This is a genomic window from Clostridium tepidiprofundi DSM 19306 (genome assembly GCF_001594005.1).
In the GTDB taxonomy this organism is placed as follows: Bacteria; Bacillota; Clostridia; order Clostridiales; family Clostridiaceae; genus Clostridium_AC; species Clostridium_AC tepidiprofundi.
In genome coordinates, this window is the sequence record NZ_LTBA01000018.1 from 21,985 (window position 1) to 36,318 (window position 14,334).

The window sequence follows — 14,334 nt, forward strand, 5'->3', positions numbered from 1 at the left end:
ATAACAATTGAGGAGCTATAAATAAAATGAACAAAAATAAAGGATGTTTAATAGACATTATACTTTATATACTTATTATTATGGCGATTTATGCAGTTATTATAGCAATTTTTGGTAAGGTGGAACATGAATTTCATTTAGGCTAATGTAAAAAACATGTCAAAGATATTAATTCTATGACATGTTTTTTTATCAATTTTACTAGATTCCTACTTTTGTAAGTATGAGATTGAAACTTTTTGCTTTAGTAAAATAGGCTCATATTTTTTCTGTCAAGGAAGTAAGTGGAGGGAGTTTTAAAATTGGTTTTACGCTTATAACGAATTTTGTGATATAATATTGTATTGGAAATCTAAAATATACAGAAAAGTGGGGGTAAAAGATGAAGAACATAAAGAAATTAGTCAGTTTAGCATTAGCTGGTATGGTTATTGCGTCATTTACTGGATGTAATATGATTACTAAGACTAAAGAAGGTATTAGAAATAGCGTAGTTGCTAAAGTTAATGGCCATAAGATTACAAGAGGTCAAGTTGATGATAGGCTGGAAGGTGTATTATCAAGTTTGGAAAAAAAGTACGGAGATGATTATGAGAAGCTTCCTGAAGTTAAAAAGTATTTAAAAAGTCAAAGAATGCAAACATTAGATGAAATGATTGCTAATGTAATAATTGAGGATAAAGGTACTGAGCTCAAAATTGTTCCTTCTGAGGAAAAGATAAAAGAAGACATGAAAAAAGAAAGAGAAAGAATAAAAGAAGAAGCAAATAAACAAGTTGATAGTTTAAAGAAATTGTACAAAGACGAAGAGGATTTTAAGAAATATTTAAAACTTAGGAATGTAACTGAAAAAGAATTAAGGGAACCAAAGGGAATTACAGACGATTTGGTAAGAGCAAATGTTATAAACAAAATAGTTTATGATAATATTACAAAAAATGTAACGGTTACGGATAAAGATGTAAAAGATTATTATGAGGCTAATAAAGAGAGTTTTCAAGAGGGAGAGAATAAAGCTCATATAGCACATATTTTAGTGAAGACTAAAGAAGAAGCAGATAAAATTAAGAAAGAGTTGGATGAAGGAAAGGATTTTGCAAACATAGCAAAGGAAAAATCTTTAGATGTGGCTACCAAGGATAAAGGTGGAGATTTAGGATGGATTAATTACAAAGATATGAAACAGGGTATGGTATTTATGCTTGCTGCTAAAACAATGAATAAGGGTGAAGTATCTCAGCCTATTCAAGAAAAAGATGGTTGGCACATATTGAAGGTTATAGATAAGAAAATATACACACCTAAGCCATTTAATGATGTAAAAGATAACATTAAGAAAGTATTGATAAGCCAAAAGAAAAATAAATTGTGGCAGGATAGCTTTTCTAAATGGAAAAAAGAAGCTAAAGTTAAAAAGTATGAAAGTAACCTATAAATTATGTTCTATAAAATTGTTTTGATGAAGTAAAACATAGGTATTTTAGATGAGGAGTTATTACATTTGAAAAAAAAGCTTCATTTTAAAATGATTAAAACATTAATTATTAAAAGACGAGGGTAAAGTAATATATATTACTATGAATAACATGCAGTCCTTACGGAAATGTAGGGGCTGTTTTTTTATACTTGCAAAGTCCTTAAAATCGTATAATAACTTAAACAAGAATACGATTTTATAACTTGATAATTATATATACAAATTGATATATACATTTGTGTATAAAATTTCATAATTAGAAAGATAATAATAATACAAGTATAATTAGATAAGTTAAAGGAGGAAAAGAACTAATGAAGGCAACAGGAATAGTTAGGCGTATAGATGATTTAGGTAGAGTTGTTATTCCAAAGGAGATAAGAAAAACCTTGAGGATTAGAGAAGGAGATCCTTTAGAAATATTTACTGACAGAGAGGGAGGAGTAATATTAAAGAAATATTCACCTATAGAAGAGTTAAGCGAGTTTTCAGAAGAATATGCAGATTCATTACAGCAGACTATTGGTCACATGATTTTAATATCTGATAAAGATAATATTATTTCTGTAAGTGGTGCTTCTAAGAAAGAATATATGGATCAGAAGATAAGTTTTCAATTAGAAAAAATCATGGAAGAAAGAAAATCAGTTATTTTAGGTGAAGGTAATGAAGATGTTATATCTTTATATGATGATGAAGAAGTTCAAGATAAATATTCTGCACAAGTCATTACGCCAATAATAGCTGAAGGTGATGCAATAGGTTCTGTAATTATTGCTTCAACTGAAAGCGGAGTTAACTTTGGGGATTTAGAATTAAAGTTAGCTGAAACCGCAGCCGCTTTTTTAGGTAAACAGATGGAATAATAATTAATAAAAAACTACCAACGTTTTGTAAGTTGGTAGTTTTTAACTCAACTAAAAGAAACTTGTCATATCCTATAAGTGGGAGATGAATGCGTAAAAACAAATTGCTTAGAATATAAAGCTGATAAACTGAAAATTACTTCGTGGTATCTAAATTTAAAATTTCGCTTTGAGTAATATCCCAAAAATCGCAATAATAACTATTAAATAAGCACTATATGCAAATGGGGGTATTATTATTATGAAGAAGCAGAGTTTAATAAAGGGGACATTAATATTAGGTGTAGCAAGTATTTTTGCGAGATTTTTAGGACTGTTTTTTAGAATTCCTTTACAAGGGCTTATTGGTGATGAAGGTATGGGATATTATCAAATGTCATATCCACTTTATATGATGTTTGTTGCAGTAGCATCAGGTATACCTATTGCTGTATCTAAAATAATTTCAGAAATGAATGCAAAAAAAGATACTGGAGGAATAATATATGTTTTAAGATTGACTTTAATAATTATGATTCCTATAGGTGGAATATTTTCCATGCTGCTTTTATTATTTTCTAAAGAAATCATATTTGGATTAAAGTGGAATATTAAATCCTATTATGCTTTTACAGCTGTAGCAATAGCACCTATTTTTGTTGTTATTTTGGGGACGTTTAGAGGTTTTTTTCAAGGGCTTCAAGATATGAGACCTACTGCTGTATCTCAAATTATAGAGCAGATTGGACGCGTAAGTTTTGGCGTTGGACTAGCAGTGATGTTATTTCCAAAAGGCATAGAATATGCAGCAGGTGGTGCAGCATTGGGAACGGTAATTGGAGCGATATTTGGTACACTGTATCTTATTATCAAATATGCAAGAATAAGACGAGAGATTGTATTTGGTAAATATAAAAATAAGGGAAACGTAATGAAAAAAATAATACGAGTAGCTGTGCCTATTTCATTTGGAGCAGCAGTAGGAACAGTTATGGGATTGATGGATTCAATATTGGTGCCTCAAGGGCTTTTAAGGGCAGGATTTAATAGTAGAAATGCAGCTATAGTTTATGGTCAACTTACTGGAAAGGCAGCTACGTTAGCTAATGTTCCCATGGCTCTATCAATAGCACTATGTTCATCAATTGTGCCTATAATTTCTGAAGCGTTTGTTATGAATAGAAGATTAGAATTAAGCAAAAAAGTTGAAATAGCTATAAAATTATCCTGTGTTATTTCAATACCTTCAGCATTAGGATTATTTTTCATGGCACATCCAATTATGAATTTAGTCTTTCAAGGTGATGTGGGAGGTTTTAAAATATTAAAAGTTTTATCAATAGCTATACCTTTTATTGTATTATGTCAATCTAGCACAGCATTGTTACAAGCTATGAATAGATTTTTTGAGCCTGTATTAAATTTGCTTATTGGTTGCATAATAAAGGTTATATTAACATATATATTGGTACCTATTCCTAAAATCAATATTTATGGTGCGGTTATAGGGACAATTGTTGGGTATGTAATTGTATGCATCTTGAATATGAATTTGTTAAGAAAAGATTTGAAAATGCCTATTAATTATTATAAAGTTACTGTTAAACCTGGATATGCTGCAGCTATAATGATATTTTCAGTTGTATTTACATATAACTATGTCTATAATAATACAGTGAATAATACAATTTCTACTATGATATCTATTGTTGTGGGTATAACAGTTTATGCATTTTTTATTGTTATTTTTGGTGTTTTCAAGTATAGTGATATCATGAGAAAAGTTTCAGGGAAATTTAAACATTGAAATTGATGAATAGAAGGGAGTTGAACCGTATAACGGAAGCTGATGATTAAAATAATAGGGTTAGGTCCTGGTAGTGAGGAGGCACTTACTCTAGGAGCTATAAAAATGTTAAAAAATGAGAAACGGGTATATTTAAGAACTAGAATACACCCGACTGTTGAATATATTGATTCAATAGGTATAAATTACGAAACATATGATGATAAGTATGAAAGCTATGAAAACTTTGATGAAGTATATAATTCTATTGCAGAAGATTTAATTGAAAAGCATGAAAAATTTAAGGATGAGGATATAGTTTATGCTGTCCCTGGACATCCTCTTGTTGCAGAGAAATCGGTTACTATATTGATTGAATTAGCTAAAAAAAGAGGTATTGATACAAAAATTGTTCCTGCTGTGAGCTTTGTTGATGCTTTAATGGAGAGTTTGAATATTGATCCAATAGAGGGAATAAAGATAATAGATGCATTTGATATTAATAATCAAATATTAGATAAGAGAACTGGAATAGTTATAACTCAAGTTTATAATAAATTTATTGCAGCAGAAGTTAAATTGGCTATATCAGAATATTATGGAGATGATTTTGAAATTTATTTTGTTAGAGCTGCTGGTATAGAGGGTATGGAAAGTATAAGAAAAATTAGAATTTTTGAATTGGATAGACAGTGTGATATTGATCATTTAACTTCGATTTATATCCCAAAAGATCTAAATGTAACAAAAGACTTTAATGATTTGATTGAAATAATCGATATTTTAAGAGGAGAAAATGGATGCCCGTGGGATAGAGAACAGAATCATGAAACTATAAAAAGATGTTTGATAGAGGAGTGTTATGAGGTTTTAGAGGCAATTGATGAAAAAAATGAAGAAAAACTTATCGAAGAATTAGGAGATGTATTGCTTCAAGTAGTATTTCATGCTAAAATTGGTAAGGATGAAGGTTATTTTAATATCAGTGATGTTATAAAAGCTATTTGTGATAAAATGATATATAGGCATCCACATGTTTTTGGAAAAGCAAATGTTGAAGATTCTAATCAAGTACTGATTAATTGGGATGAATTAAAGAAAAAAGAAAAAGGGTATGAAAACTATACGGATGAATTGAAGCATATACCTAAAAATTTTCCAGCTTTAATGAGAGCTACAAAAGTACAGAGTAAAGCATCAAAGGTAGGTTTTGATTGGGAAAGTGTTGAATCTGCATTTGAAAAGGTTGTAGAGGAATATCATGAGGTCAAGGATGTATATAAATCCAATAACAGGGCAAAAATACTAGAAGAGGTTGGAGATTTAATATTTGCTTGTGTAAATGTAGCTAGATTTCTTAATGTCGATCCAGAAGAGGCTTTGAGTAGCTCTGTAAATAAATTTATTAATAGGTTTGAGTTTATTGAAAGCACTGCATCTAGAAGGGGATTAAAACTGAATGAGATGTCATTAGAACAAATGGATGAATTGTGGGATGAAGCTAAAAAAAATAATATAAATTAAAATATATTTAAGTAATATTTATATCAAAAAGAAGGAATTTTAAATCTTTTGAAGAATATGCTATCTTATAAAATAAGTAGTCTTTTCATAAGGTAGTATAGTACACGTATTGACATTAAAATATTTTTAGTGTTTGTATGTTTGTGCTTAAATTTTCTATCTTATGAAAAAGCATAAAAATATTATAAAAACAATAATTATGAGGAGGTGAAGACTGATTTCTGCAGTATCATAGGAAGGCAAGATTGTTTCTTTAATGTGATATAGACAAAGAGAGGTTTCATTTATAGGTACATATAAGGGTATACATAGTTGTTGTTTATGTCATAGTTAAAGGGTATTAATAATCTATCTTTAGATTATTAATTATAGTAATTATAATGTGTGTTCTGTGAGGCTGCCATACTGTTTAAGTATGAAAACTAAGATAAAGAAATTTATCGATGTTTTAGAAATCAGAGTAAAGATGAATAAAGCAGAATTAATTACTCGCATGAGTGAAAAATCAAACTTAAAAAAGAAAGATGTAGAAGTGGTTTTAAAAGCATTTATTGAAACTGTTGAAGAAGCTCTTGAGCAAAAGGAAAAGGTTCAATTAATAGGATTTGGAACATTTGAAACAAGAGAAAGAGCTGAAAGAAAAGGAAGAAATCCAAGAACAAAGGAAGAAATTACAATTCCTGCATCTACTGTTCCAGTTTTCAAAGCAGGTAAAGAGTTCAAGGAAAGAGTTAATAAATAGTTTACTTAAAACCTAGATGAAAATCTAGGTTTTATTTGTAAGGGGGATATATCATGAGATTAGATAAATATTTAAAAGTATCAAGAATAATTAAAAGAAGAACTAAAGCTAAAGAAATATGTGAAAGTGGAAGAGTATTTATTAATGGTAAACTGGCAAAGCCAAGCACAAATGTAAATGAAGGCGATATCATAGAAATCCAGTTTGCTAAACAAATACTAAAAGCGAAGATTATAAACATTGTTCAGCATGTTAAAAAAGAAGAAGCAAAAGAAATGTATGAAATCATTTCAGGAGTAGAAGAGTAATATATTTTAATTTTAAAGTCGCTAGCTGTCAGAACAAATTGATGTTTTGGTTGCTAGCGACTTTTGTTTGCCAGTATTTAAGGATTTTTAGACACTATGTTATACAAGATTTTAGTTTTATGTTATAAGTGATTGTTGGCTACTTTTAGAAAAGTATGTATTTTTTCAATATATTTATGCATATATTTATAAAGGGAATTAAGATATTTGTATTGTTATATTTATTTTTGGGAGGTAATCGAAGTTATTATGGAAGAAAAGATGGAAATGAATATAGGGGATAGTAAAAGTAATTTGTTTTTGGAAAATAGAGAGAAGATAGAAAGCAATGGAGTTATAGAAGTTATCAGTTTTAACGAGGAAGAAATTGTTTTAAATACAAAATTAGGAATTCTTAAAATTGAAGGGGAGGACCTAAAGATGAACAAGTTGGATGTTCATAATGGGGATATAAGTATAAGTGGTAAAATCAATTCCTGTATATATACTTCTGATAAAAAGAGTAAAAATAAAGAAAGCATATTTGCTAAACTTTTCAAGTAGACAAACTTATGTTGATATCGATTTGTTTTCAAATAAGATTAATATTTTTTAGTTTAGTTGCAGGTATATTTACAGGGATTTTATTTGACATTTATAGACTTTTAAGAGGATTAAAAACCCCAAATAAATATGTTACGTTTGTAGAAGATGTATTATTTTGGATTTTGGGGTCTATTTTGGTGTTTTTATTTTTATTGTATACTGATTATGCATATGTTAGTATATATATATACTTAATAATTTTTTTAGGTATAGTTATATATATTAAATTTTGCAGTGATATCATTATTTCAATTTTAATTATTGTTTTTGGAAGTATAAGTAAAGTGTTAAGGATATTAGGTAAATGTATTGTTTTTCCATTTAACAGTTTAACATATAATTTAAAGCATAGAAAAAAATAATAGGTTTATTTAATTTTATTATGTTCATTGAATGGAAGTGTGTTATAATGAAGAAGTATGTTAGAATAAGTAATATATTTTTGAGTTTATTACTGGTATATACTGTATATTCATGTATATCACAAAGAATTATTATGAAAAATCAAGAACGTGAGTTAAAAACATGGAAAAACGAATTGAGCAGAGTAAAGAGAAAAAATCAAGAATTAAAAGATATGGTAGATATGATTCACAATAATCCTCAGAAATGGTATGAAAAACAAGCTAGGGAAAAGCTTGGGCTAATAAAACCGGGGGAGATTCCTGTGCTTGATAGTAATAGTCAAGTAGATAAAAATACAAGCAAATAGATAAAAGAATATGAAAAAATGCTAAAATTAATTAATATATTAAATAAATATTTAATTTAAGGAGGATAATTTTTTAATGTCATTAAAACCAGGAAACATTGTAGAAGGCAAAGTAGTTAATATCACCAAATTTGGAGCATTTGTAGAAGTGGAGGGGAAGATAGGACTACTGCATATTTCAGAAATTTCAAATAGTTACGTAAAAGATGTTAGTGAATATCTAAAAGAAAATGATATTGTTAAGGTTAAAATTGTATCAATTGGAGAAGATGGTAAAATAAGCTTATCGATTAAGCAGGCTAACTTGGAAGAACAAAAAAAGTCATGTAAACCTGAAGAAGTGGATTGGAATAGCAAAAAAAGGAAAACAAATTCTATTGACTTTGAAGATACGCTATCTAAGTTCTTGAAAGAAAGTGAAGAAAAGTTTAAGGATTTAAAAAATTATAAAAATCTTAAAAATGGTACATATGCTAAAAAGAAAAATAGATAGTTGAAATTATATTGCTGGAGATGATTATGTTTCCAGCATTTTATTATTGATTTTATAAGACTCCCATTTCTATAAGGGGGAGATTGAAGTTTTTTGCTTCAGGTGTAGTAGAGTTTTTACCTGAAGTTCCGATGTTTTGATAGCGAATTTAAAAATGTATTGACATATATTAAGCTATGATATATAATAGTATACGTCTTGTTGATATTGTTTTACATGCTGGAGTGGCGGAACTGGCAGACGCACAGGACTTAAAATCCTGCGGTGGTTAAACACCGTACCGGTTCGATTCCGGTCTTCAGCACCAAATAACGCGGGGTGGAGCAGTTGGTAGCTCGTCGGGCTCATAACCCGAAGGTCGTAGGTTCAAGTCCTTCCCCCGCTACCAACTCACTTGTGTGGGTTTTTTATTTTGCAAAAATTTTAGTGTGGATTTTTGAGTAGATATCTATTAAAATTTTTTAAAAAAATTTGTTGACAACAAGTTGTTATTAATATATAATAACACTTGTCGTTAGGACAGAGGTTGGTTATGCTGGAGTGGCGGAACTGGCAGACGCACAGGACTTAAAATCCTGCGGTGGTTAAACACCGTACCGGTTCGATTCCGGTCTTCAGCACCAAAATAACGCGGGGTGGAGCAGTTGGTAGCTCGTCGGGCTCATAACCCGAAGGTCGTAGGTTCAAGTCCTTCCCCCGCTACCATTGTGGCGGAATAGCTCAGCTGGCTAGAGCATTCGGTTCATACCCGAAGTGTCGTAGGTTCAAGTCCTATTTCCGCTACCATTATTTTGAATTTTATACTGTCTTGATTATGCTGGAGTGGCGGAACTGGCAGACGCACAGGACTTAAAATCCTGCGGTGGTTAAACACCGTACCGGTTCGATTCCGGTCTTCAGCACCAAAATAACGCGGGGTGGAGCAGTTGGTAGCTCGTCGGGCTCATAACCCGAAGGTCGTAGGTTCAAGTCCTTCCCCCGCTACCATATGGCGGAATAGCTCAGCTGGCTAGAGCATTCGGTTCATACCCGAAGTGTCGTAGGTTCAAGTCCTATTTCCGCTACCATGAGGCTCACAGATTTAATCTGTGAGCTTTTTGCATTAAACGACAAAATACATTTTTCAAAATAGCTTTTCAAAAAAATTCATACCATATATTGTGGGTTTATATGGTATATGCTATATATTGTGGTTATTTGATGAATCTATTGTTATCATTAGTTTGCTTGGTTAGAATGCTATTTGTTTTCTATGAATAAAATAGTAAATTTTGTATAATATTATATATTAATGTCTTACGAAAAAAATAACACACATCACCAAATGACAATTATTTCCAATGAATATTGTTATAATTAATATTGTAGTTTACAATAATTGGGTGGGTGGTGTGATAATGCAATATGGAGTAGATATTTTCCCTTACAGGAGAGCTAATAATAAGAATTCTACAAAAAAAACCGAAAGGATGTTTGACTATAATATTATTCTAAAATATGTAAAGTATTTTTTGATATGTTTTTTTATCAGTAGAGTAAAGTTTATTAATAATTTTGCTCCTTTTGGAATAGTATTTTTCATATCTATTATCATGTATGTAGATAATATAACATCTTTTGTAGCAGCGTTAGCTACTTTTTTGGGTAGTTTTACTGTGCAACACAGTGTAGAAAGTATTGTTATGAATGCTATAATTATAGGAGTTGTTTTAAGTATTAATTATTTCTATTGCAAGGAAGCAAAAAAAACTAAGTTGATTGTTATCTCTATTATAATATTTATGAATTTTTTGATTAATAATATTTTTATTAGAGATTTAAGTGTTGAAATTTCTATATTAAATTCTATGTTGGAATTTGCTTGTATATTACCTATGTATTATATTATGAATTTTGGAATACTATCTTTTAGAAGACTAAATAAAAAGGATTCATATACTAACGAAGAAATTATCAGTATGGGAATAATTGTGGGATTATTGGCAGCAGGTACGTGGGGCATTACGGTGTATACTATTTCCATAATGAACATATTTGGATTATTAATTGCAGTAATAATGGGGTATATTTATGGAAGTGGTGTTGGTACAGCAACAGGAGTAGCTTTGGGACTTATAATGGGCATATCAAATCAAAATATGCTTGTGTTTGTAAGTATGTTTGGATTATCAGGACTTGTTTCAGGTATATTTAAAAAAACGGGTAAATGGTTATCTGCTGCTGCGTATATGGTTACATTTTTAATAATTCAAATATACATAAAGGATGTTAGCCAATTTAAAATTATTGAGGGGATAATTTCTTGTATAATATTTTTGGTGGTTAGTAATAAGGCGTATAATATACTTTATTTGGATTTAAATAATTATGGCACTAAATCAAGTGTAAGCGAAGGTTATATGGATGTTGTTAAAAATGTTTTTACGGAAAGGCTAGATGCTTTTTCAAAAACATTAATTAATTTGTCGGATGCATTAATTAATTTATCAGACAATGATAAGCTGATTTTAAAGAGTAAAAGTTCGGAACTTGTAGAAAATCTTGCAGATAGGGTTTGTTCAGATTGCGATATGAATTCCATATGTTGGAGAAGAGAATTATATTTTACCTATTCATATTTTTTTGAAATGATTGAAAATTTTCAGAATGATAAAAATGAGATACCAAAGGAACTTTGCAAGAAGTGTATTAAAAATGATGAATTGATTAAAAATACGAAAGAACTTGTAAATAATTATATTATAAATGAGATAAAGAGAAAGAGTTTGAGTGAAGGAAGAGAACTTTTAGCAAATCAAATAGGAAATATTGCAAATTATGCTAAAGAAATAAGCAAAAATATTGATAATGAAATAGTATTGGATAGTATATTGAGAAGAAATTTAAAAAAAGCATTATATAAAAATAACATAAATTATTATGATGTAATTTGTTTTGAGAATTCAAGAGGAATACTTACTATTAAACTTATGTTAAAGGAATTTAAAGATAAGGAAAATTGTATTGAAACTATACTTTCAGTGATAAATGCTGAATCGAATAAACAAATGATTATTGAAAATGATGAAATTAATTTTGATATAAATACAAATTTATATAGTTTAGTTTTTAAACAAAGACCTAAATACAGTATTATGGCTTATGGAGTAGGAAAATGTAAAGAAGGAGAAAAATATAGTGGAGATAGCTATGATTATTATAAATTAAAAGATGGTGATTTTATTGCAGCTATTAGTGACGGTATGGGGTCTGGTCCTCAAGCAGGGAGAGAGAGTAAAGCTGTTCTTAAACTTATAAAGAGCTATACTAATGCGGGATTGAGTAAATTTACTGCAATAAATGCTGTGAATTCTATGATGGCTATGAAATTTTCAGAGGAAGAAAAATTTTCCACTGTTGATTTATGTAGTATTGATTTGTATACTGGAAATGCGGAGTTTATGAAAGTCGGAGCGGTTGCTAGCTTTATTAAATCAGGAGAAGAAGTTGAAGTTATAAAATCAAAGACTCTTCCTATGGGCATATTGGACAAGGTTGATATAGATGTTAATGATAGGAGAGTAAAAGATGGAGATTTGATAATAATGCTTAGTGATGGAGCTTTGGATTATAATGATGATAATATAGGCAAAAATGAATGGATAATAGAATATCTTAAAGGTAAAAAGTGTGATGAGCCTAAACAAATTGCACAAGGACTGTTAAGTGAAGCTATTAAACTGAGTGACTATAAAACACGAGATGATATTACAATAGTTGTTTTAAAGGTTGATAAAGTATATTAATTTAACATAATTAGGTGAATACTAATAGTATGTATTCACCTAATTATGTTAATATAGTATGTGTGGTATAATTGTTAGGTAAAAAAGTTTTTAAATGGGAGGCACAGTTGCTTGATTAACAATGTTTTGAATACAATAGAAAAAAATAAAATGTTCAATATGAATGATAAAGTTATTGTAGCGGTTTCAGGAGGACCAGATTCTATGTGCTTATTGCACATACTGTATAAAATTAAGGAACGATATAAATTAGAAATAATAGTAGCTCATTTAAATCATTGTTTAAGAGGAAAAGAAGCTGATTTGGATGAAAAATATGTTGAAAATTTTTGTATAGAAAAAAATATTGAATTTTATTCAAGAAGGGTTGATGTTCATAAGATTTCAAAAGAAAAAAATATTTCGTGTGAAATGGCTGGAAGGGATGCAAGATACGAGTTTTTTGAAGAACTGAAGAGAAAATTAAATGCACAAAAAATTGCTCTTGCGCATAATGCAAATGATCAAGCTGAGACAGTTATTATGAGAATAATGAGAGGAACTGGACTTGAAGGATTAACTGGTATTAAACCTGTTAGAGATGGTTACTATGTAAGACCTTTAATAAATTCTAGTAGAAAAGAAATAGAAGAGTATTGTTATTCAAATAATATTAATCCTAGAATAGATCAAACTAATTTGGAAAATATTTTTTCAAGAAATAAAATAAGATTGGAATTAATACCTTATATTGAAGAAAATTTTAATAAGGATATAGTAAAAACATTAATAAGATTAGCTGATACAGTTAAAAATGATAATGAGTATTTAGAAAAAATTGCGGAAGAAAAATTTAATGCTTATTGTAGTATTAAGAATAACAAATTGATTATTACTAAAAAGGCTTTTGAAGAAGAGGAAGCTATATTGACTAGGATAATAAGAAGAGCAGTTATGATATTAAGTGGTAATTTCTATAATTACACAAAAGTTCATGTTTATGATGTTATTAAGATTCAGAGGCAAGGAACGGGTAAAAAAATAAATTTACCCAATAATATAATAGCTATTAATAATTATGGAAATATTGAAATGCACAAGCATTGTGAATATAATGATAAGAGTGATAAAAGAGAAATTATATTAGATATTCAGAAAAGAAATATTATAAATGAAGAGGGAATTGTAATTTCCTTTGATATAATTGATGTTAACAATGATGTCAATCGTATTAAAAGAAAAAAAGGTTTAACAAAGTATTTTGATTATGATAAGATAAAAAAGGAAATTGTTTTTAGACATAGAAGTACAGGGGATTTTTTTATGCCTCTGGGCATGAAGTGTAATAAAAAACTGAATAGAATGTTTATAGATTTAAAGATTCCTAGAGAAGAGCGCGATAATGTTCCATTAATTTGTTTTGGTGATGAAATTGCGTGGATTGTAGGATATAGAGTCAGTGAAAGATTTAAAATTGATTCAAATACAAAAAAGATTTTAGTAATTAATATTGAAAGAGAGGAATAAGAATGAAAAATGATATTGAAAGAATACTTTATTCTGAGGAAGAAATAAGGGGAAAAATAAAAGAATTAGGGAGCAGAATTGCTAAAGATTATGCAGGTAAAGACGTGATATTTATAGGAATATTAAAGGGTTCAGTAATGTTTATGTCTGATTTATTGAAAGAAGTAAATATACCATGCAGAATGGATTTTATGGCAGTATCAAGTTATGGTAATTCGGCAGTAACATCTGGTGTAGTAAGGATTCTTAAGGATTTAGATTTTGAAATTAGAGATAAGGATATAATAATAGTTGAAGATATTATAGATTCTGGTGTTACGCTTCAATATTTAATAAAATATTTAAAAGCTAGAAAACCAAGAAGTGTTGAAATAGCTTGTTTATTAAACAAGCCGGAAAGAAGGAAAGTTGAAATTCCAGTTAAATATTTAGGATATGATGTTCCAGATTATTTCTTAGTTGGATATGGATTAGATTATGCAGAAAAATATAGAAATCTTCCTTATATTGCTGTGCTAAAAGAAGAGATTTATAAATAAATTATTAGTAATTGAAAATTTATTATGATATA

The 14,334-nt window shown here is 29.1% G+C and carries 13 protein-coding genes and 8 tRNA genes; all 21 read left to right on the top strand.

The window, feature by feature from the left end; genetic code table 11:
- Positions 1-382: 382 nt before the first annotated feature.
- Positions 383-1,435, top strand: coding sequence for a peptidylprolyl isomerase (locus CLTEP_RS08275; RefSeq protein WP_066825319.1), 1,053 nt, complete (start codon positions 383-385; stop codon positions 1,433-1,435).
- Positions 1,436-1,791: 356 nt separating this feature from the next.
- On the top strand, positions 1,792-2,343 hold the full coding sequence (gene spoVT / locus CLTEP_RS08280) for a stage V sporulation protein T (protein ID WP_066825322.1): 552 nt from the start codon (positions 1,792-1,794) through the stop codon (positions 2,341-2,343).
- A 241-nt stretch (positions 2,344-2,584) separates the two neighbouring features.
- Positions 2,585-4,129 carry a putative polysaccharide biosynthesis protein gene (locus tag CLTEP_RS08285; protein WP_066825325.1) on the top strand — a complete coding sequence of 515 codons (1,545 nt, stop codon included), beginning with the start codon at positions 2,585-2,587 and terminating at the stop codon, positions 4,127-4,129.
- A gap of 42 nt (positions 4,130-4,171) precedes the next feature.
- Entirely contained in the window at positions 4,172-5,632 is a 1,461-nt protein-coding gene (gene yabN / locus CLTEP_RS08290) for a bifunctional methyltransferase/pyrophosphohydrolase YabN (protein WP_066825328.1), read from the top strand.
- Between the two features lie 415 nt (positions 5,633-6,047).
- Positions 6,048-6,374, top strand: coding sequence for an HU family DNA-binding protein (locus tag CLTEP_RS08295; protein WP_161938363.1), 327 nt, complete (start codon positions 6,048-6,050; stop codon positions 6,372-6,374).
- A 53-nt stretch (positions 6,375-6,427) separates the two neighbouring features.
- A complete protein-coding gene (locus CLTEP_RS08300; protein WP_066825330.1) occupies positions 6,428-6,682 on the top strand; it encodes an RNA-binding S4 domain-containing protein in 255 nt (84 codons plus the stop codon).
- A 249-nt stretch (positions 6,683-6,931) separates the two neighbouring features.
- On the top strand, positions 6,932-7,225 hold the full coding sequence (yabP, locus tag CLTEP_RS08305; RefSeq protein WP_153016305.1) for a sporulation protein YabP: 294 nt from the start codon (positions 6,932-6,934) through the stop codon (positions 7,223-7,225).
- 8 nt (positions 7,226-7,233) lie between these two features.
- Positions 7,234-7,629: a spore cortex biosynthesis protein YabQ gene (gene yabQ / locus CLTEP_RS08310; RefSeq protein ID WP_066825335.1), complete on the top strand. Its 396-nt coding sequence runs from the start codon at positions 7,234-7,236 to the stop codon at positions 7,627-7,629.
- 47 nt (positions 7,630-7,676) lie between these two features.
- The gene (locus CLTEP_RS08315; RefSeq protein ID WP_066825336.1) at positions 7,677-7,979 is read left to right on the top strand and encodes an FtsB family cell division protein; all 303 of its coding nucleotides are present in this window, start codon (positions 7,677-7,679) and stop codon (positions 7,977-7,979) included.
- Positions 7,980-8,055: 76 nt separating this feature from the next.
- Positions 8,056-8,472 carry a S1 domain-containing RNA-binding protein gene (locus CLTEP_RS08320; RefSeq protein WP_066825338.1) on the top strand — a complete coding sequence of 139 codons (417 nt, stop codon included), beginning with the start codon at positions 8,056-8,058 and terminating at the stop codon, positions 8,470-8,472.
- 218 nt (positions 8,473-8,690) lie between these two features.
- A tRNA-Leu gene (locus CLTEP_RS08325) sits at positions 8,691-8,779 on the top strand.
- Positions 8,780-8,784: 5 nt separating this feature from the next.
- Positions 8,785-8,860: transfer RNA gene (locus CLTEP_RS08330), tRNA-Met, on the top strand.
- A gap of 146 nt (positions 8,861-9,006) precedes the next feature.
- Positions 9,007-9,095, top strand: a tRNA-Leu gene (locus tag CLTEP_RS08335).
- Positions 9,096-9,101: 6 nt separating this feature from the next.
- Positions 9,102-9,177 (top strand) — tRNA-Met (locus CLTEP_RS08340).
- Positions 9,178-9,181: 4 nt separating this feature from the next.
- Positions 9,182-9,258: transfer RNA gene (locus CLTEP_RS08345), tRNA-Met, on the top strand.
- 30 nt (positions 9,259-9,288) lie between these two features.
- Positions 9,289-9,377: transfer RNA gene (locus CLTEP_RS08350), tRNA-Leu, on the top strand.
- 6 nt (positions 9,378-9,383) lie between these two features.
- A tRNA-Met gene (locus CLTEP_RS08355) sits at positions 9,384-9,459 on the top strand.
- A 3-nt stretch (positions 9,460-9,462) separates the two neighbouring features.
- Positions 9,463-9,539 (top strand) — tRNA-Met (locus CLTEP_RS08360).
- A 330-nt stretch (positions 9,540-9,869) separates the two neighbouring features.
- Complete coding sequence (gene spoIIE / locus CLTEP_RS08365; RefSeq protein ID WP_066825343.1) at positions 9,870-12,257, top strand: stage II sporulation protein E; 2,388 nt, start codon at positions 9,870-9,872, stop codon at positions 12,255-12,257.
- Between the two features lie 111 nt (positions 12,258-12,368).
- Positions 12,369-13,763 carry a tRNA lysidine(34) synthetase TilS gene (gene tilS / locus CLTEP_RS08370; RefSeq protein ID WP_066825344.1) on the top strand — a complete coding sequence of 465 codons (1,395 nt, stop codon included), beginning with the start codon at positions 12,369-12,371 and terminating at the stop codon, positions 13,761-13,763.
- 2 nt (positions 13,764-13,765) lie between these two features.
- Positions 13,766-14,302, top strand: a complete 537-nt coding sequence (hpt, locus tag CLTEP_RS08375) for a hypoxanthine phosphoribosyltransferase (RefSeq protein ID WP_066825345.1) — start codon at positions 13,766-13,768, stop codon at positions 14,300-14,302.
- Positions 14,303-14,334 lie beyond the last annotated feature (32 nt).